The organism is Bradyrhizobium sp. USDA 4452 (assembly GCF_054063575.1).
The window spans coordinates 424,000-442,597 of the sequence record NZ_JBSSGK010000001.1 but is presented as its reverse complement, the minus strand read 5'-3'; the positions used below and the strand labels follow the sequence as shown (position 1 = coordinate 442,597).

The following is an 18,598-nucleotide window of genomic DNA, read 5'->3' as shown; positions in this document are numbered from 1 at the left end:
CATGCCGGCATCGTCCGCAGCCGTCGCGATCCGCGCGGATGAGTATTGGTTTGATGAACGCGCCGCCAACGCCGCGGTGCGGTTCTTCACTGATCATCTGTGCTTCACCGAGGGTGAGTGGGCGGGCCGCCCGTTCGCGCTCGAGGATTGGCAGGCGAACGACATCATCCGGCCGCTGTTCGGGTGGAAGCGGGCGGATGGGACACGGCGCTACCGCCGCTGCTACGTGTGGATCCCGCGCAAGAACGGGAAGACGGAGCTCGCCGCCGGCATCGCGCTGTTGCTCCTGGTCGGGGATGCCGAGCAGGGCGGTCAGGTGTTTTCGATCGCGTCGGAAAAGGACCAGGCCCGACTTGTGTTCGACAAGGCGACCGCGATGGTCGGGAAATCGCCGACGCTGACCGCTGAGTTGGTCTGCCTGAAGCCATCGATCTACTGCCCGTCGCTGAACGCGTCGTTCAAGCCGCTGTCGGGCAAGCCAAGCGGAAAGCACGGCCTCTCGGCCTCGGGCCTGATCGGCGACGAAATCCACGAATGGGCCTCGGGCGAGCTCTACGGCTTCATCCATGACTCCGAGGCCGCGCGACGGCAGCCGCTGGAATTCCTGATCTCGACGGCCGGCAAGAAGGGCGGCTATGGCGAGGAGGTCTGGGACGAGTGCCAGAAAATCCTCGACGGCACGATCGACGACCCGGAAACCCTTGTCGTGGTCTACGCCGCCGGCGTCGACGACGACTGGACCAAGCCGGAGACCTGGGCGAAGGCCAATCCGAACCTCGGCGTCTCGAAGAAGTTGGACACGCTTGCCGCCGATGCTCGCCGAGCGCAGCAGCTCCCGCGCCTCGAGAACGACTTCAAGCGCTACCACCTCAACCTCTGGACCGAGCAATCCGTCCGCTGGCTGCCGATCGACGGCATCGACGACGAGGGCAAGCGGTTCGGTTGGGACCATTGCATAGGTCCCGTGCTTTGGCGCGAGATGGATGACCGGCTTGCCGGCAAGATGTGCTTCGGCGGCCTCGACCTGTCGTCGACGATCGACCTTGCCGCTCTGGCGTGGTGGTTTCCCGTCCAGGACGGCGTCGACGTGCCCGCCGTGCTGATGCGGTTCTTCAAGCCGGCCGACCTGGTGAAGTCGCATGCCAAGCGCGACAAGCTGCCATACGACCGCTGGGTGAAGGAGGAGGCGATCTTCGCCACGCCCGGCAACGTGATCGACTACGGCTTCATCCGCCAGCGCATCTACAAGGACGCCGAGCGCTTTCGCGTCGCGCATGTCGGCAACCACAAGCGCGAGGCCGGCACCGGCGGCATCGCGATCGACCGCTGGAACGCCACCGATACCGCCGTCCAGCTCGAGCAGGAAGGCCTGCCGGTGGTGCTGATGGGGCAGGGCTTCGCCTCGCTGTCGGCGCCGTCGAAAGAGCTCGAGCGCCTGGTGATGTGCAACGGCTTCCATCATGGCGGCCATCCGGTGCTGCGGCGTCATGCGCAGGTCGTGGCCGTCGAAACCGACCCGGCCGACAACATCAAGCCGGCGAAGAACAAATCGACCGAGCGGATCGACGGCATCGCCGCCCTGGTCAACGCGCTCGCGATCGCGGCGAAGGGCGATGTCTACGTTCCGCCTTCGCCATGGGAAGACCCTAACTTCAGGTTGGCACGGGTATGAAACGCCTCTTTTCGCTGTTCGATGGCCGCGATGCGCTGTTCTGGGGCGGCCTTGTGCTGCTCGGGACAGGCGTCGGGCTGCATGACGTCTCCACCGCGCTGATCGTCGACGGCGCCATCGTCGTCTACGTCGCCATCTTCGGAACCAAGTGATGGGCCTGCTCAACTCCCTGTCGCGCGAGCAGCGCGCCGTGTCGGTCGAGAATCCGGCCGTGTCGCTGTCTGATCCGGCGGCGCTGTCGCTGCTGTTCGGCTCCTTCGCATCCGCTGCCGGCGTCGAGGTGTCAGTCGAGCGGGCTCTGTCGGTTCCGGCGATCTGGTGTGCCGTGAACTTCCTCGCCGGCACGATCGCGTCGCTGCCGCTGTTCATGTATCGGCGCGAGGGCGACGATGCCGTGATGCAGGCCGGGCCGCTCGGCTCGATGCTGGAGGGCGTCGTCAATGAGGACTACCTGACGTCCTACAAATGGCGTTATGGCGCCATGGTGCAGACGCTGACGCGCGGCCGCAGCTACACCTATGCCAAACGCAACGCGTCGTTTGCCATCGCCAACCTTTGGCCGCTGGATGCGGACAGCATGCGGGTCGGCCGCAAGAGTGCGCGGACGGTGTATTCATATCGCGACGGCGGCGGCGATCTCACCTACAGCGCGCCTGATATCATCGACCTGCCGTTTTTTGTCGAGATCAACAACATTGCGCGGCGCGACCCGGTGCAGCAGCTGCGCAACGCGATCGGGCTTGCCATCGCGGTCGAGGAGTACGCCAGCCGGTTCTTCCAGAACGGCGGCGTGCCGCCGCTGGCGCTGCAGACATCCGCGGCATCGCCCGGCGCGGTCACCCGCGCGGCGGATGCGACATGGGAGGCCGTTCAGCAGTCGCGGCGCGACAATCGCAACGTCCTGGTGCTGCCGCAGGGCGACAAGCTTGTCCCGGTCGGCTTCGAGCCGTCCAAGCAGCAGATGGTCGACGTGCGGCGCTTCCAGATCGAGGAGGTCGCGCGCTGCTACATGCTGCCGCCGTCCTTCCTTCAGGATTTGACGCACGGCACGTTCTCGAATGTCGAGCAACAGGACCTCAACTTCGTCAAGCACACGCTGCGCCGTTGGGTGCGCCTCTGGGAGAGCGAGCTGAACGCGAAGCTGTTCTCCCGCCGCAACACCCAGCTGTTCGTCCGCTTCAATCTCGACGACCTCGAGCGCGGCGACTTCAAGTCGCGCATGGAAGCCTGGGCTGCCGGCGTGCAAGGCGCCGTCGTCAAGCCGAACGAGGCGCGCCGCGTCGAGCATCTGCCGGCCGATCCGAGCGGCAACCAGCTCATGATCAACGGCGCTTCGGTGCCGATCGCCCAGGCCGGGCAGAAGCCGCAGCCTGGTAATCCCGAGCCCAAGAAGGAGCCGACGCCATGATCACGCGCGAGACGCGGTCGTTTTCCGATTTCAAGGTCGAGTCCCGCGACGATGGCCCGAAAATCATCATCGGCTATGCCGCCGTCTTCAATTCGCCGGCCGACATCGGCGGCTATTTCCGCGAGCAGGTCGCGCCAGGCGCGTTCACCCGCGCGATCGCGGAGGACGATGTCGTCGCCAACATCAACCATGAGGATTGGCCGATCCTCGGCCGCAACACGGCCGGTACGCTGAAGCTGTCGCAGGACGAGCGTGGCCTGCGGGTCGAGATCTCGCCGCCGGATACCCGCTCGGTGAGAGAGCTGATCACTGCGCTAAAGCGCGGAGATATCTCCAAGATGAGTTTCGCCTTCCGCGCGACCAAGGAGCAGTGGGACGAGACGGTCGATCCGCCGCTGCGCACGCTGCAGGAGGTCGAGCTGCTCGACGTCTCGATCGTGACCCGCCCGGCCTATGACGACACCGAGGTGGGGGTGCGGATGCTCACCGAGCTGCGCGCGAAGAATACGCCGCCTGCCGGCAACACGGCTCGCCGGCTCCGCATGAAGCACGCTCTCAACGAGCGCACCAGGCTCGCCCGCTAAAGAATTCCCGCACGCGATCGACCGCGTGCGGGCCGCCATGACCGCCCTTTGGCAAGGCTCGGCCGACAAGGAGAAACCTCATGGCCATCGAACGTATCATTGAGCTCCGAGAGAAGCAGACCAAGGTCCTGACGGAAGCGAGGGCCAAGCTCGATGAGATCAAGCCGGACACGCCGGAGGCTCGCGCCAAGGAGATCGAGGCCGAGTATGACCGCGCCATGGCCGACTTTGACGACCTCGGCAAGAAGATCGCCCGCGAGGAGGACTATCTGAAGCGCGCGCAGCAGCTCGAGGGCATCGACACTTCCCGGCGCCCGAGCGGCGATCAGGATCCGGAGCAGCGCGGCGGTCCGAAGAAGGACGGTCCCGATGCCAAGGATGTCTTCAAGCGCGCGCTGCAGTTCGGCGTCGGCGATCTGTCGAAGGAAGAGCGTGCGGTGCTGGTGCCGGCGCAGGTCACGCCGGAAATGCGTGCCCAGGGCACCGGCAATGGCGCGGTCGGCGCCTACACCGTTCCGCAAGGATTCCTGCCGGAGATCGACAAGGCCCTGAAGGCTTGGGGTCCGATGCTCGATCCCGGCATCACCCGGCAGCTCAACACCGACAGCGGCAACCTGATGCCCTGGCCGACCATGGACGATACCGCCAACGAGGGCGAGATGATCGGCGAGAACGTGCAGGTCGGCGGCGGCAACCAGGACGGCTCCGGCGATATCGCCTTCGGTCAGAAGACGCTGTCGGCGTACCTGTTCTCGTCCAAGGCGATCCAGGTGCCGTTCACGCTGCTGCAGGACTCGGCCTTCAACGTCGAGACCGACATCATCAACCCCGCGTTCGGCGAGCGCATCGGCCGCGGCGTCAACCGCAAGCTGACCGTCGGCACCGGCGCCGGTCAGCCGATGGGCATCGTCACGGCCGCGTCCGCCGGTATCACCAGCGCCGCGCCGCTGGCGGTTGCCGCGGACGAGCTGTTCGACATGGCGCATTCGGTCGATCCGGCCTATCGCGCCTCGCCGAACTTCCGCTGGATGTTCAACGACCAGACGCTGAAGTCGATCCGCAAGCTAAAGGACGGCTATGGCCGGTACATCTGGGAAATGGGCGACATTCGCGGCCAGCAGGCGCCGACGCTGCTCAACCATCCGTACTCGGTGAACCAGCACATGGCGGATATCGGCGCGAACAACGTGCCGATCATCATCGGCGACTTCAGCAAGTACATCGTGCGCCGCGTCCGCGAGATCACCATGCTGCGCCTGGTCGAGCGCTATGCAGACTTCCTGCAGGTCGGCTTCCTCGCCTTTGCCCGCTTCGATGGTCAGCTGTCGCAGCCGGCCGCGGTGAAGAAGTACACCTGCCACGCCTGATGAAAGACTGCTGGCGGCTTTTCAGCCGCCGGCGTCCCTCCACCTGGAAAGAGAGAGGTCCGGATATGAAGGTCCGAATGCTGGTGCCCATGGAAGGGCCGAACACCTCGTTGAAGCCTGACGATATCGCCACCTTTGAAGAGGCTGAAACAGCGCAGAGCTTGATCGACGCCGGCTTCGCCGAGCTGGCCGAGGATGCGCCGCCTTCGCGGCGCGAGGTAACCGTGTCCAAGCCCGAGCCTGTCGAGCTTCCCGGCGCCTTCGGCAAGCTCAGCCGCGCCGAGCTCGACGAGCTCGCCCGCAAACTCGGTTTGGATCTGAAGCCGTTCAAGTCCAAGGCGGATGTCATCGCCGCGTTGGAGAAGGCGGCGGAAGAGGAAGCGGCTGCGAAGGCCGCGCAGGAGACCGCCGCGATCGAGGCCGCCAAGCAGTCCGGCGCTGCGCCGAAGGAAGCCGCAACCGCGTCCGCCGGCGGCGTCGAGAAGCGCGAGGGCTGATCAGCCATGTGGAATGCATTGACGCGCAAGATCGCTTCGGATGTCCCTGCCATGAGCGTGGCGGATGCCAAGGCGCATCTGCGCGTCGATTATTCCGATGACGACGTCATGATCGAGGCGCTGATCGCCGCAGCGCAGGCGGCGATCGAGGGGCCGGAAGGACGCGGCCTGGCATTGACGACGCAGAGCTGGGTGATGACGCTCGATAGCTGGTACGGCTATCGTTACGAGACCTGGTGGACGCAGGCCAAAGTCTATGACCAGGTGGTGCGCTCGCCGGTCAAGATCCCGCTGTTTCCGGTCCAGTCGGTCACCTCGATCCAGTTCGTCGCGCCGGACGGCACCACCCAGACGCTCGATCCTTCCGAGTACCGGGCCGATGTTTCGCGTCAGCCGGCGCGGCTCGTGCCGGAATTCGGCCATGTCTGGCCGGTGCACCGTTTCGTGCCGTCGCCGATCGCGATCGAGTTCAAGGCAGGTTTCGGCGATACGGCCGACAAGGTCCCGCGCGATCTCGTCCAGGCGCTGAAGCTGCTGCTCAAGCACTATTACGACAACCGCGATGCCGTGCTGGTCACCTCCCGCGAGAACCGCGGCGCGATCGAGCTGCCGTGGGGCGTCGAGTCCATCGTGGCGCGTTACGCGCCGGTTTCGGTCGGCTGATCCATGTCCTATGACCTGACGCGCAGCCGCGTCGCCTTCGAGCGGCGGATCGATGCCGATGACGGATTCGGCAACACGGTCGGCGATTGGGCCGAGCAGTTCCGGTGCGCCGCCAACCTGGAGCCGAAGTTCGGCACCGAGGCCGTGATGGCCGGCCGGCTGTCCGGTACCAACACCTATGTGCTGACGGTTCGCTATTCCAGCCAATCGAAGGGCGTGACGCCGGACTGGCGCGCCCGCAACGTCCGCACCGGCGAGATCTACAACATCCGTTCGATCACGGATCCGAACGAAACGCACCATTGGCTGGAAATGCTGGTGCAGAGCGGCGTCGCATCATGAGCCTGACGGATCCGTCGCTGGCGCTGCAGGGCGCGATCGTCGCCGCGCTGAAGGACGATGCCGGGGTGTCGGCGATCGTCGCGGCGCGCGTGTTCGACCAGGTCGGCCGCAATCCGGACGGGTCGCCGACCGTCGCCTTTCCGTACATCGCGATCGGTGACACCCAGGTGTTGCCCGAGCTCGCCGAATGCACGGATGCGGCCTCGAGCTATGTGACGCTACACCTTTGGTCGCGTGCGGTCGGATTTCCCGAGGTGAAGCGGCTCGGCGCCGCAGTCATCAAGGTGCTTCACGACGCGGCCCTCGAGCTCGCCGGCGGCACGCTGCAATCCCTGCTGCTCAACAGCACGCATTACATCCGCGACCCGGATGGCCTGACCAGCCATGCGGTCCTTGTCTTCGAAGCCCTCACTGACGCCAATTAGGAGAACCGGCCATGGCCCAGGCTCAAACGACTACCTTCGGAAAATTCCTGATCGAGCTCGGCGACGGCGCGACGCCGACCGAACTGTTCAAGGCGCCCTGCGGGATGAATTCCCGCGGCTTCAAGCGGACCGCCGCAACCAACACGACCAACGTGCCGGACTGCGACGATCCCGATGCGCCGTCCTGGCTGGAAACCGATGTCGTGTCGCTCGCCTGGAGCCTGTCGGGATCCGGCGTCGCGGCCAGCGAGGATTTTGCGACCTGGGAGACCTGGTTTCACAGCGGGGTGTCCAAGAACATCCGCATCACCCGCGACAAGGGCCTGGCGACCGAAAAGAAGTGGACCGGCGCGGCCAAGCTGACCGATCTCGAATACACCGGTCAGCGCGGCAACCGGAACACCTTCACGGTTGCGATCGCCGGCGACGGCATCCTGTCTGCCGTCGCGCCCTGATGGCGAAGCCGGACGACGAGCTCCAGAGCTGGTTCGACGGCTTGTCCTACAAGGTCAAGCGCGAGCTGGCGCAGGCGATCAAGGATGAGGCCGATGGGCTCGCCGACGCTATCAAGCAGGCGGCGCCGGCGAAATCCGGCGCCCTGCGGGATTCGGTCAAGGTCCGGCGCAAGAAGAACGATCTCGACCTCGAGGTGACGGCCGGCGGCGACGCCACGACCAGGGAAGTGCGCGCCGGATCCGGCGTGCCATACGACTATGCGCGCGCGGTCGAGTTCGGGACGGTCAATGCCGAGGCCGAGCCCTTCTTCTATTCGACCTATCGCGAGCGGGCGCCGGAGATCCGCGAGAATATCGAGGCGGCAGTAGAAAGGGCAATCAACTCATGAGCGCGAACGGAACGCGGACGATCATCTGGGCCGGCGGCGAGGACGTGTTCTGCCTCGCCAAGGTCGGCCTGATCCTCGACCTCGAGGAGAAGTGCGGCGCCGGTATCGCCGCGATCATGGGCCGTTTGGGTAACGGGGCCTGGCATCTGAATGATGTCAGGGAAACCATCCGCCTCGGCCTGATCGGCGGCGGCATGGACCCGGTGAAGGCGATGGCCGCGGTGAGGAGCCACGTCGACGACAACCCGCTCACCTCGAGCGTGCTGCTCGCATACGAGATCATCGCCGCGGTGATGGTCGGCGTGAAGGATGATCCGGTGGGAAAAGGGACGCCGGCGGCGGGACCACAGGCCGGCTCTTCCATCCAGACGGACGCCTCCGCCGCTCCGAACTGATCGCCCTCGGCATGGGGCTCGGCTGGAATCCTCGCGTCACCGAGCAGGTGACCTTGTGGGAGCTCGTCGCCGCGATCGACGGCCACAACCGAGCCAATGACGGCGAGGAGCAGATCGAGGCGCCGAGCGACGACGAATTCGACAGGATGCTGGGAAGTTAAGCGATGGCCGTACCTGCCTTGCGGATTCCTTTGGGACTCAACATGGATGAGTTCCAAAGGAACATCGATAACGCGAAGTCTGCGACATCAGAGATGACGCAGTTCGCGGTGAAGAAGTTCATCGACCTGAATTCCTCGATCATCGCGTCGGCCGGCACGGCCGGCAAGCTGGTCGTCGCGATCCGGGACGTCCAGCGCGCGCTGCTGCCGATCGCGGCCGGCGTGCTCGTCGTCGTCGAGGCGTTCAAGCTGATGGGCTACATGACCGATCTCGCCAAGGAGCGGATCGAGGAGTTCAACGCCATCGCCGAAAAGGCCGGCAAGACGGGGTTGTCGACCGACGCCTTCCAGCGTCTGACCAAGTCCGGCGAGCAGCTCAAGCTGACGGTCGAGCAGGTCAACGATCTGCTCGATCGCTTCGCCGACAAGTCGAAGGACAAGCTCGGCGGCAGCGACCTGCAGAAGCGGATCGACGACCTGGTCGGCTACGGCAATTTCGGCGGCAACGCGGGTGTTGCCGGCGTCGCCAATGCGATCGGCACCAACGACAAGCTGCGGGCGACCGTCGACCTGATCACGCAGGCCCTCGACCAGGGCGAGCGGCTTGCCGCGCTCGATCTGGCCGACAAGGTGTTCGGGCGCGACGTCGCCGACAAGCTCCGCGCCAATTCGGGCTTCCTGCGGGAAATGCTCGACAGCGCCGACAAGATGTCGGCGCAAAAGATCATCTCCGAGGAGGACGTCTCCCGCGCGCTCGATCTCAAGAACCGCATGGACGAGGTACAGAAGATCCTCGCCGAGCGCTGGAAGCCGATCCAGGACGATCTCGCCAAGCTCGGCATGAACTATCATGAGAGCTGGGTCGACATCGTCCAGGACCTCGCCCAGGCCGTGAACTATGCCAACCAGTTCTATCAGGCGCTCAAGCAGGTGCCGGACTGGTTCGCCAACCGGATCGGCAATGCCTCGATCTGGAAGTCGCTGACGGACGCCAGCGGCGCGCTCGGCCTCAACTCGACGCCGGACGGCCTGGTGCTGAAGGGGCAGCCGGGTTTCGACGGCACCGAGGCCGGCTCTCCGGCCGGCCGGACGCTGGCGGCCGGCTTGCGCAACCGTGCGGCGGTCGAGCGGTCGATGCAGGATGCAATCGACGTCCAGACCAGGGTCCGCGGCGATCGCTCCAAGGCGCCTCCGCAGAAGGAGGCCGAGGACAATAGCCGTGATCAGTTCGAAACCACGGTCGACCAGCTCACCAAGCGCATTGCGCTGCTCAATGCCGATACCATGGCGGTCGGGCAGAACGTCGGCGTGCGCGCTCAGCTTCGCGCCGAATTCGAGCTTTTAAACTCGATCATGCGCGACGGTGGCGAGGTGACGCAGGACCAGATCAACAAGTATGAGACCCTGCGCGCCACGATGAGCGCGCAGAACGCGCTGACCGCCGCGGGCATCCAGCTGACTGGCGAGCATGCCCAGAAGTTCCTGCAGGTCTCGTCTGCGGTCGGCACGATGACGACGGCGCTGCAGCAGGCCAAGGACAAGTTCGAAGGCCTCGACGAGTCCCTGCGGTTCGGCGGCAACGAGCTCGTCAACGTCCTCGACCAGGCGACGCAGAAGGGCTTCAAGTTCAGCGATGCGATGGCGCAGATCATGCGCAACGTCACCAAGCAGATACTGCAGGCGGCGATCACGGGCGAGGGCGCGTTCGCCAAGCTGTTGGGGCTGTCGTCGGGCAATGGCGGCGTCGGCGGCCTCTTTGGGCTGCTCTCCGGTAACTTCGGATCGTCGAATCTGACCGCGGGCGCCTCATGGTCATCCGGGCTCGGCGCGGGGACCGGCGGCCTGTCGTTTCCGATGTTCGCCGGCGGCACCGACTTTGCGCCGGGCGGTCCTGCCATCGTCGGCGAGCGTGGTCCGGAGATCGTCAATCTGCCGCGCGGTTCGCAGGTGATCCCGAACGAGATCGCGCGCGGCATCGGCGGCGGCGGCAACGTGACGATCAACAATTACACGGATGGCGAACCTTCCGTGCAAAAGAAGCCGAACGGGGACATGCTGATCACGATCCGGCGGATGGTCGATGACGCGGTCGGCGATTCCTTGTCGAGCGGCAGCGGCCGGCGCGTCCTCGGCGATCAGTTCGGCGTCAAGCCGTTCATGGGGCAGTGACATGGCAGTTCCAGCCTGGCCTGCGGATTTTCCCTATGCGCCCGATCTCGGCACGGTGCAGCCGGCGCAGCGGTTTCTCGATCCGATCCGGACGCCGATGGAAGGCGGCAATCTTCGCCTTCGAACGCGCCCCGGCGACAACGTCGCCCAGGTCGCCTATTCGGTGCCGATGACGACGGCGCAGCTCGCCGCCTTCAACACTTGGGTCAAGACCGCGCTGAACAATGGCACCGGCCGGTTCTCGGTACCGGTCTGGCTCGACGGCATCTTCGTCACCAAGGTGTGCCAGTTCGCGGCCGTGCCGAAGTCGCGGCGCAGCGGCAACGGCAGGCAGGCCGTCGCCTTGTCTCTCAGGGTTTACGACGTCTAGCCATGCCGACCCACAGCGAAGCACTCCTCGAGGCCTATGCCTCCTGCCGCCCGAGCGCGCGCGTGTACTACACGCTCGAGATCTGGCATTCGTCGTTTGATGTGCCGGCGCGCGTCGTCGCCAATGTCGGCGATGACATGGCGTTCGGGATCGAGCTCGGCGCCGCGCGGGATTCCGGCGCGATGGTGACCTTTACGGCCTGTCCCTTCGAGGCCGGCTATCCGGAGCAAAAGGACGGGCAGCCGCCCTCGGTCACGATCAAGATCGACAACGTCAACCGGGAGCTCATTCCGAAGATCCGCGCTGCGCAGTCGATCCGCGAATATATCCAGGTGCTCTATCGCGAGTATCTGAACAGCGATCTGACCGAGCCGGCCTATGGCCCGGTCGAATTCGAGCTGCGCAACGTGCAGGCGGTCGCAACCTCACTGTCCGGAACAGTGATGGTGCGAAATCTGCAGAACAAGCGGTTTCCGCGCATCACCAGGAATTACGATTACGTCCAGTTTCCGAGCCTGCTGCCCTAGGGGCGGGACTGTCCAGCAAGAAGGTCGGCTCTTCGTCCGAAAGGCGACGTTACAACAGAGTCGGGCAGTGTCAGAGTTGGGCCATCAGGGGACATCGGCCGCGCCATTTCTTATGTCCACTATAGGCCTACAATAAGCCTCGCCAGTCGAGCCGGGATGGCGACCGCTCGTCAGAAGGCTGTCGCGAATTTTGTTGGTCTCGTTTAACCTGCCGAAGCTCGTGCGATTTACTTTCGAGAGGACAACATGGTGCGTCTCCTTGCCTTGGTTCTTGCCGTGTATTGCTATCTGCAGCCTGCGCTGGTTCGCGCGGACGACACAGCGAAGCAACTCACGGGGAGCTGGAAACTCACGGCGTGGACCATTCAGATTATCGGTGGCGAGCTCACGGAACCTATGGGCCACGATCCGAAAGGCCGGGCAGTTTTTACGCCGGATGGGTACGTCGCGTTCATCATTGTCGCGGGAAATCGCAAACCGGCAGCGAACGATGCAGAGTCGGCAGCGCTGCTCAAATCGCTCCTGGCCTACACCGGTCCCTTCACAATCGATGGCGACAAGTTTACGACCAAGGTCGACATTTCTTGGAATGAGCTTCTCACCGGGCAAGACCAAGTGCGCTTCTTTAAGCTGGAAGGCGACAAGCTGAGCCTTAGAACAGCTGAACAGGTCAGCGCCGTCTATCCCGGCAAGAAAGTTGTCGGAATGCTCACGTGGGAACGCGAACACTAAGACCGTTCGAAGTCTGCTTTGGGTCAAAACCGGACGTCCGGCGTTCCGACTGACGCGTCAGCTAAGGGCCAGCAGCGGACTAGTACCGCTGCAACGTGGTTTCACGTCCAGCGAAGCCGCTCTAGGAGCGAGCGACCCATGATCCAATCCTTGTCGCTCTCGTTGAGGAAGGGAAGCTCCTCTGTGAATTGCGTTACGCGCTGCCGGTAGGTCGCCCTCGCGAATGAATTCGTCACATCGGTCCCCCAATGGCAGCGCTGCGGGCCGTAGGCATCGAACAGGCGGCGAATGTGAGGGATGGTGTCCCGGAATGGGTAGGTCCCATCTGTGAGCCACGCCGCTTCGTCAGCGACGAAGTTCAAGCGTACACCCAGCACGCCGACCTGATCGCGCCAAGTCGTAAGCCGCGCCGCGCGATCGGGCTTATCAAGCGCTATGCGCGCCATGATGGCAAAGCGGCCCGGGTACCGCCTAACTGCCTCTTGCGCATAGTCGATGCGCTCGCCTTCGAGCGAGCCCGGCGGAACGATGACGACGCGATCAACGCCAGCTTCGTCCATCAGCGGGATTATTCGTTCAATAGTGAAGGGCTCCGGAAGCTGAGGCTTGGCAGCGGGTAACCAGGGCCTCTGCGGCGTACTTGCGGGCCAGAGATGAACCTGGGAATCGACGATAGTTCGCTTTTGTTGAGCGATTGCAGTCCTAAAGGGTTGCGACGATAGCGCGACGCCGGTCGCGACGGTGCCAGTCAGAAAGCTGCGGCGTGAAGGCATGGAATGTCATTCCTGTTTGTTTATCCGCCCTTTCATGTCTCAGATTACAGGAAATCCAACCCCGTAAGGGACTGATTTCCGCTTTGGGTCAAACTGCGACATCAGGGCCTCGGGACCGGGCGTCTGCTGTACTCTCGGACCCGGACGTCTTGACGATGGCACCGGAGGTCAGCAACGGGCCACCACAGGAATACGTCGCCAACTGAGGCGGCCTTTGGCATCTTGCCCAAACCCACCGGCGTTTTCTTACTGAACGATTTCGGTTAAGGGCTTGCCCTTATCGACCACGAAGACGTTGATCAGCTTCAGCGTCTTATCACCACCGATCTTGAATCCCGCGTGCGGCACGCCGCGCTGGTTGATAACTCCGGCGCCTGTGGGTAGTTCGCGCTGCGAGCCATCTGGCAGGATCAGGGTCGCACCCTGAATGACGTACACGATCTCCTCGCCGTAGTGTGTATGAAGCGGGAGACTTTCACCCGGCGGGACTTCAAGATAGACCTCGATGGCTTCCATGTTAGTCCCAGCCACGTCAGCCCGCTTCAGTTCTTTGCGGACGATTTGAGCATGAGCGGTGGTGGCGGAAATGAGCAAAATCAGCGCGGCAATACGCAGCATAGTCAATGTTCCCTCTTGCAAAGAAGGGAGAATGGCACCTCACGAGATGACCGTCCAGCCGCAGCTCACTTCCAGGAGACTCCATTCAGCCATGGTGAACTCGGCTGACATGTCGGTTGTGGGTCAAAAGCCGCCTATTGGCGGTCGATCGACCGACGTCCGCTCTTTCCAATGAACTGACCTGTCGTCAGTGTTACCTGCCAAGCCGTTCGGAAGGCTACGGGCTCTTGTCCATTAACCGTTCGTCATTCCTGTCGCCGCTGATCGGCGAGCCGTGGGCCTGGCAGTCGCGCAATTGCTGGGATTTTGCCTGCCATGTGCAGCGCGAGCTGTTCGGCCGCGAGCTGCCGCGCGTCACGGTGCCGGACGGATTTTCCGAGCGCTGGGTGCTCGAGGCGATCGCCGGCCATCCGGAGCGCGGCGCCTGGCGCGAGATCGCCGATGGGCCTGGTGGCTTGGTGACGGCCGGCGACGGCGCGCTGGTGCTGATGGCCCGGCTGCGCTTCCCGGCGCATATCGGCGTCTGGCTGCGGCCGGAGGCGCGCGTCATCCATTGCGACGGCAAGGCCGGCGTCGCCTTTGAGGCCGTCCTGGCGCTGCGCCAGATGGGCTGGAAAAAGCTGACCTTCTTTGAGCCGAAGTGACATGCACGGATCTCTGAAACGATCGCCGCGGCCAGTGACGGCCGACGCGTCAAGGCCGAGCGCGCGCCGCGAGCGCCGCAGCGCCGCGGCTCGCTGCGCGGTCACCCACATGGTGATGCCGGGCCTCGAGGTGGCGAGCGCTGAGCCGCGCCGCGGCGAGACCGTCACAGCATTCCTGCGCCGGACCGGATGGGCTGTGCGCGATCGCGAATATGGCTGGCAGTTCCGGAAGGGTCTGCCGACCATCCTCGAGATCAACGGCGAGGCCGTGCTGCGCAAGGATTGGCGCCGGCGCCGGATCCGCGCGGCCGATGTCGTTCGCTTCACGTCCTATCCGCTCGGCGGCGGCAATGGCGGCGGCGCCAAGCAGGTCATCGGCCTGATCGCTCTGGTCGCAGTCAGCGCTTTCGCGTTCTGGGCAGGGCCTGCGCTGGCCGGCGCGCTGTTCGGCGACTCCGCGCTCGCCGGCAGCCTGCTGACCGCCGGCATCGCGATCGGCGGCTCGCTGCTGGTCAACGCCCTGGTGGCGCCGAAGGCGGGCGCGACGAATACGCCCGGCTCGACGCAGGACCAGATCTATTCGGTCCTGGCGCAGGGCAATGTCGCTAAGCTGGGGCAGCCGTTGCCGGTCTGGTATGGCCGCCTGAAGGCCTATCCGGACTTCGCGGCGACGCCCTGGGCCGAATTCGTCGCCAACGATCAATACCTCAACGTGCTGCTCTCGGTGACGATGGGCAGCATGGCTTACGAGGCGATCTATGTCGACGAAACGGTCTTTTGGGATTCCGTCAATGGCCTCTCGGCGACGTTCGCCGGGGCGCAGATCGCGTTCTATGAGCCCGGCGACCAGGTCACGCTGTTTCCGACCAACGTGGATCAGTCGGCCGAGGTCACCGGGCAGCAGCTGCCGTCAGGCTCCGGCTTCCTCGGCGGCCAATACATGGGCGGCCAGCCGGTGTCGCCCGGCGCCTGGCTCGGGCCGTTCGTCGCCAATCCGGCCGGGACCCAGGCGCAGTCGATCGCGATCGACTTCGTGTTTCCGGCCGGCTGCTTCACCTACAATAAGGACAACGGCAGTATCGGCTATGCCACGGTCGGGTTGACGGCTGAGTATGCGCCCTGCAATGACGCCGGCGCGCAGACCGGCGCTTTCGTGCCGCTGTTCGCGATCGCGCGCTCCTACAATGCGCAGTCGCCGATCCGCGACAGCCTCAAGGTCGACGTGCCGCCCGGCCGCTACCTGGTGCGCTTCCGCCGCGAGGATGCCGAGCTTTCCGGCAGCAATGGCGCAAACTCGGTCATCTGGGCGGGCCTGCGCTCGTTCCTGAAGGGCAACAATTCCTTTCCGGATGTCTCGACGATCGCGATCCGCCTCAAGGCGTCGCAGTCGACGCAGGGCTCTTACAAGTTCGGCGTGCTGGGCACGCGCAAGCTGCTGGTCTGGGACGGCTCGACCTTCACGCTGCAGCCGACGCGTAACAATGCCTGGGCTTTTCTCGACGCTGCGACCAGCGGCCAATACGGCTCCGGCCTGCCGATCTCCAAGGTCGATTTCAATGCCGTGGTGACGCATGCGCTCGGTTGCGCCGCGCGCGACGACACGTTCGATTATCGGTTCACGACCGCGGTCGCCGTTCCTGACGCGCTCGACAAGATCCTGACGCCGTCGCGGGCCAAGCATTACTGGCTCGGCGACACCATCTCGATCGTCCGCGACGAGTGGCGCGATGTTCCGACCATGTTGCTGACCGATCGGGAGATCGTGCGGGATTCGACGCAGGTCTCTTTCACCATGCTCGGCGACGAGGATCCGGACGCCGTCATCGTCGAATATATCGACGAGGATACCTGGCTGCCGGCGCAGGTGCAGTATCCGCCGAATGGCCCGACGTTCACCTCGGTCTTTGCCGACACCAGGCGCGTCGACGGCATCGTGAACCGCGAGCAGGCATTCCGGGAATGTGCGTTCTACTACCTGCAATCGATCTATCGGCGCGAGAACGTCCAGCTCGGCGTCGAATATGAGGGCAGGGCGATCACGCTCGGCTCGGTGGTGCGGGTCCAGTCCGAGCTGCCGGAGAGTTACGGCTATGGCGGCGCGGTCACTGATGTCGCCGGCTTGACGTTGACGCTCTCGCCGGCGCCGGTCTGGAGCGGCGGACCGTTCTACATCCGCCTGCGCCGGCCGAATGGCAAATTCTTCGGTCCGGTCGCCTGCAGCCAGGGCGCCGACCCGACGCGCGCCCTCCTCAATGCCGGCAGCCTCGCAGCGGCCGAGGCGGCGCAATCCACGACGCTCGCCGCCGTCCTGGCGCGCGAGGATGGCGGCGAATATCCGTCATTCGAGCTCGGCAGCGGCGTCAGCCAATCGCGGCTCTGCGTCGTGCTCAATGGATCGCCGAACGGCGAGACGTTCACGCTGAAGCTGGTTGTCGACGACGAGCGCGTCCACGCTACGGATCTCGGCAACCCGCCGATCCTGCCGATCGGTCAATTCCCGGCAAACGACAAGGTCCCGCTGATCGCCGGCCTCAACGCGAATTTCGGGCAGGGCACGGCCGAGCCGAAGCTGTCCGCCAGCTGGTTTCCGTCCGCCGGCGCGCTCTACTACATCGCCGATGTTTCCTATGACAGCGGCGTGTCCTGGATACAGGTCTATGAGGGGCAGGCGTCCGGCTTCGATGTCGTCGTCTCGCCGGCGGCGCTGCGGCTGCGCGTCCAGGCCGTCAACCAGGTTGTGCGCGGGCCTTACGGCATGGTCGATCTCGAGGCGCCGACCATCCAGATCGCTCCGGGGGCTGTCGCGCTGCAGTCGCTGATCGACGGCATCAAGTACCAGGTCACGACGCTGCAGGATCAGGTCGCCGATACGCTGCAGGAGGTGACGCAGAAAATCGCGGCGATCGCCGCGAACCAGGACGCCCGCAACTGGCTCGACAAGAAAGAGGTCCGTTCGCAGCTGGCCGCGAGGTCGGATGCCGCCTTCGCCGAGATCGATGACGTCCGAACGGTCGCCGTCGATACGCAGGCGGCGTTCGCCAGCTTTTCGACGACGGTCACGGCGCGCTTTGGCACCGTCGAGGCCTCGGTCACGACCAATGCGCAGGCGATCGCCACGCTTGACGGCTACGCCGCGGCGGCCTGGAGCGTCACGGTCAATGCGGCCGGCGCGGTCGCCGGCGTACAGCTCGTCAATGGCGGATCAGGGAAGTCGGCCTTTGTCGTCTCCTCGGACAAGTTCCAGATCCAGCTGCCGGGCTACAATGGCGGCAACCCGGTCCCGGTGTTCACGGCAGGCACGATCAACGGAAGCCCGGCGATCGGCATCGCGGGAAACGTCTATCTCGACGGCTTCATCTTCACCCGCATGATCGGCGCCGGCCAGGTGACGACCATTAACCTGGCTGCCCAGTCCGTCACTGCGGCGATCATGGCCGTCGATTCCATCACGGCCGCGAACGGCGCAATCCAGAATCTGTCGGTCCAATCGCTGAAGATCGCCGACAATGCGATCATCGTGCCGATCGTCCAGTCAGCGCGATCGCTGTCGGCGGCTCGTCGACGACGATCTACAGCGGCGCCCTGTCGATCGATACGACCGGCCTCGCCGGCAAGCTGTTGACGCTCTATTTGAATTGCCCGCTCGTCGTTTATGAGAGCGGCAGCATCGCAAGCTCCTGCGCCTTTACCGCGACGATCAATGGCACGGTCGTCAGCTCCTACACCTTCACCGGGCAGAACGTCGCCTTTACGCCGACGCTGTCCGGCTCGGTTCAGCTGGTTGCTTCGGGCGGGGTGATGAGTATCCCGCTCGGCGTCACCTTCAGTAATCCCGGCTTCTGGGGCGTGCAGTCGGGCTCTTTCTTCGTGATGGCGGCGAAGCGATGACAGAACAGGACAGCGTGATCGAGGGCGCCGCGCCGGCGCCGGCGGTGCCTCCGCAAACGATCATCCACTACTGCGTTGCGACCGGCTATATCCGCTCCTGGGGCAATCTCGAGCCGATTGGCAACGTCAGCCCGCATCCGGACCATGCGCTGCTGCGCATCGTGTGCGATCGCGACATCGATCCTGTGAGGGACATGGTCGACCTCGCGCGCCTCGCGGTCGTCGAAAGGCCTGCGGACGCGCAGCGCGTGTTGCTGCTCGAGCAGCTGTCACTGGCGGTGCGGCTGGCGGTCGGCGCCGAACTCGCGGCGACCGACCAATTCATGGTGCCGGATCGCGTGGTCGCGGACCGCAATGCCTGGGTGACCTATCGGCAGCAGCTCCGCGATCTCTCCAGGCTGCCGGACGCAGAGACCATGGTGCGTTGCTGGCCGGCCCGGCCCGACGCCGGCGACGTCTGTGAAGATCTCCGTGGCCAGCTGGCGCGTATCGCGTCCTTGCCTGCGGCTGCTCGATAAC

At 64.7% G+C, this 18,598-nt stretch carries 23 protein-coding genes; 21 read left to right on the top strand and 2 right to left on the bottom strand.

The features are described from left to right. Position 1 precedes the first annotated feature (1 nt). From ACVISU_RS02320 to ACVISU_RS02240, 17 genes are all read left to right on the top strand, one after another. Entirely contained in the window at positions 2 to 1,672 is a 1,671-nt protein-coding gene (locus ACVISU_RS02320) for a terminase large subunit (RefSeq protein ID WP_456705870.1), read from the top strand. Continuing rightward, entirely contained in the window at positions 1,669 to 1,824 is a 156-nt protein-coding gene (locus ACVISU_RS02315) for a hypothetical protein (RefSeq protein ID WP_456705869.1), read from the top strand. The genes ACVISU_RS02320 and ACVISU_RS02315 overlap by 4 nt, the downstream gene beginning before the upstream one ends. Continuing rightward, entirely contained in the window at positions 1,824 to 3,080 is a 1,257-nt protein-coding gene (locus ACVISU_RS02310; RefSeq protein ID WP_456705868.1) for a phage portal protein, read from the top strand. Before ACVISU_RS02315 ends, ACVISU_RS02310 begins: the two co-directional genes overlap by 1 nt. Then, a complete protein-coding gene (locus tag ACVISU_RS02305) occupies positions 3,077 to 3,664 on the top strand; it encodes an HK97 family phage prohead protease (protein ID WP_456705867.1) in 588 nt (195 codons plus the stop codon). The genes ACVISU_RS02310 and ACVISU_RS02305 overlap by 4 nt, the downstream gene beginning before the upstream one ends. 80 nt (positions 3,665 to 3,744) lie before the next feature. After that, a complete protein-coding gene (locus ACVISU_RS02300) occupies positions 3,745 to 5,031 on the top strand; it encodes a phage major capsid protein (protein ID WP_456705866.1) in 1,287 nt (428 codons plus the stop codon). 77 nt (positions 5,032 to 5,108) lie between these two features. Further along, positions 5,109 to 5,528: a hypothetical protein gene (locus ACVISU_RS02295; RefSeq protein WP_456705865.1), complete on the top strand. Its 420-nt coding sequence runs from the start codon at positions 5,109 to 5,111 to the stop codon at positions 5,526 to 5,528. A 51-nt stretch (positions 5,529 to 5,579) separates the two neighbouring features. Beyond that, complete coding sequence (locus tag ACVISU_RS02290) at positions 5,580 to 6,191, top strand: head-tail connector protein (protein ID WP_456705864.1); 612 nt, start codon at positions 5,580 to 5,582, stop codon at positions 6,189 to 6,191. 3 nt (positions 6,192 to 6,194) lie between these two features. Then, positions 6,195 to 6,533: a phage head closure protein gene (locus ACVISU_RS02285; protein WP_456705863.1), complete on the top strand. Its 339-nt coding sequence runs from the start codon at positions 6,195 to 6,197 to the stop codon at positions 6,531 to 6,533. Continuing rightward, the gene (locus tag ACVISU_RS02280) at positions 6,530 to 6,958 is read left to right on the top strand and encodes a DUF3168 domain-containing protein (protein WP_456705862.1); all 429 of its coding nucleotides are present in this window, start codon (positions 6,530 to 6,532) and stop codon (positions 6,956 to 6,958) included. Before ACVISU_RS02285 ends, ACVISU_RS02280 begins: the two co-directional genes overlap by 4 nt. 11 nt (positions 6,959 to 6,969) lie before the next feature. Continuing rightward, a complete protein-coding gene (locus ACVISU_RS02275) occupies positions 6,970 to 7,413 on the top strand; it encodes a phage tail tube protein (RefSeq protein ID WP_456705861.1) in 444 nt (147 codons plus the stop codon). Continuing rightward, positions 7,413 to 7,802: an HK97-gp10 family putative phage morphogenesis protein gene (locus ACVISU_RS02270; RefSeq protein ID WP_456705860.1), complete on the top strand. Its 390-nt coding sequence runs from the start codon at positions 7,413 to 7,415 to the stop codon at positions 7,800 to 7,802. The genes ACVISU_RS02275 and ACVISU_RS02270 overlap by 1 nt, the downstream gene beginning before the upstream one ends. Next, positions 7,799 to 8,197 carry a gene transfer agent family protein gene (locus ACVISU_RS02265; protein WP_456705859.1) on the top strand — a complete coding sequence of 133 codons (399 nt, stop codon included), beginning with the start codon at positions 7,799 to 7,801 and terminating at the stop codon, positions 8,195 to 8,197. The genes ACVISU_RS02270 and ACVISU_RS02265 overlap by 4 nt, the downstream gene beginning before the upstream one ends. Positions 8,198 to 8,208: 11 nt before the next feature. After that, positions 8,209 to 8,358, top strand: a complete 150-nt coding sequence (locus ACVISU_RS02260) for a phage tail assembly chaperone (protein ID WP_456705858.1) — start codon at positions 8,209 to 8,211, stop codon at positions 8,356 to 8,358. A gap of 42 nt (positions 8,359 to 8,400) precedes the next feature. Beyond that, positions 8,401 to 10,527, top strand: a complete 2,127-nt coding sequence (locus tag ACVISU_RS02255; protein ID WP_456705857.1) for a hypothetical protein — start codon at positions 8,401 to 8,403, stop codon at positions 10,525 to 10,527. 1 nt (position 10,528) lies between these two features. Continuing rightward, positions 10,529 to 10,897, top strand: a complete 369-nt coding sequence (locus ACVISU_RS02250) for a hypothetical protein (protein ID WP_456705856.1) — start codon at positions 10,529 to 10,531, stop codon at positions 10,895 to 10,897. 2 nt (positions 10,898 to 10,899) lie between these two features. Then, on the top strand, positions 10,900 to 11,424 hold the full coding sequence (locus ACVISU_RS02245) for a DUF1833 family protein (RefSeq protein WP_456705855.1): 525 nt from the start codon (positions 10,900 to 10,902) through the stop codon (positions 11,422 to 11,424). Between the two features lie 246 nt (positions 11,425 to 11,670). After that, positions 11,671 to 12,156, top strand: a complete 486-nt coding sequence (locus ACVISU_RS02240) for a lipocalin-like domain-containing protein (RefSeq protein WP_050406417.1) — start codon at positions 11,671 to 11,673, stop codon at positions 12,154 to 12,156. A gap of 101 nt (positions 12,157 to 12,257) precedes the next feature. Here ACVISU_RS02240 and ACVISU_RS02235 read toward each other — a convergent pair whose 3' ends face one another. After that, entirely contained in the window at positions 12,258 to 12,929 is a 672-nt protein-coding gene (locus ACVISU_RS02235; RefSeq protein ID WP_456705854.1) for an amidohydrolase family protein, read from the bottom strand. Positions 12,930 to 13,175: 246 nt separating this feature from the next. Continuing rightward, positions 13,176 to 13,547: a cupin domain-containing protein gene (locus ACVISU_RS02230; protein ID WP_050402859.1), complete on the bottom strand. Its 372-nt coding sequence runs from the start codon at positions 13,545 to 13,547 to the stop codon at positions 13,176 to 13,178. Between the two features lie 227 nt (positions 13,548 to 13,774). Between ACVISU_RS02230 and ACVISU_RS02225 the strand changes: the two genes are divergently transcribed. The 4 genes from ACVISU_RS02225 to ACVISU_RS02210 are packed head-to-tail and all read left to right on the top strand — an operon-like array spanning position 13,775 to position 18,597. Next, positions 13,775 to 14,191 (top strand): hypothetical protein, encoded by a 417-nt coding sequence (locus ACVISU_RS02225; RefSeq protein ID WP_456705853.1) that lies wholly within the window; start codon positions 13,775 to 13,777, stop codon positions 14,189 to 14,191. Positions 14,192 to 14,225: 34 nt separating this feature from the next. Beyond that, the gene (locus ACVISU_RS02220; protein ID WP_456705852.1) at positions 14,226 to 17,813 is read left to right on the top strand and encodes a host specificity factor TipJ family phage tail protein; all 3,588 of its coding nucleotides are present in this window, start codon (positions 14,226 to 14,228) and stop codon (positions 17,811 to 17,813) included. Beyond that, a complete protein-coding gene (locus tag ACVISU_RS02215) occupies positions 17,810 to 18,079 on the top strand; it encodes a hypothetical protein (RefSeq protein WP_456705851.1) in 270 nt (89 codons plus the stop codon). Before ACVISU_RS02220 ends, ACVISU_RS02215 begins: the two co-directional genes overlap by 4 nt. Next, positions 18,076 to 18,597 (top strand): phage tail assembly chaperone, encoded by a 522-nt coding sequence (locus ACVISU_RS02210; RefSeq protein ID WP_456705850.1) that lies wholly within the window; start codon positions 18,076 to 18,078, stop codon positions 18,595 to 18,597. The genes ACVISU_RS02215 and ACVISU_RS02210 overlap by 4 nt, the downstream gene beginning before the upstream one ends. Position 18,598 lies beyond the last annotated feature (1 nt).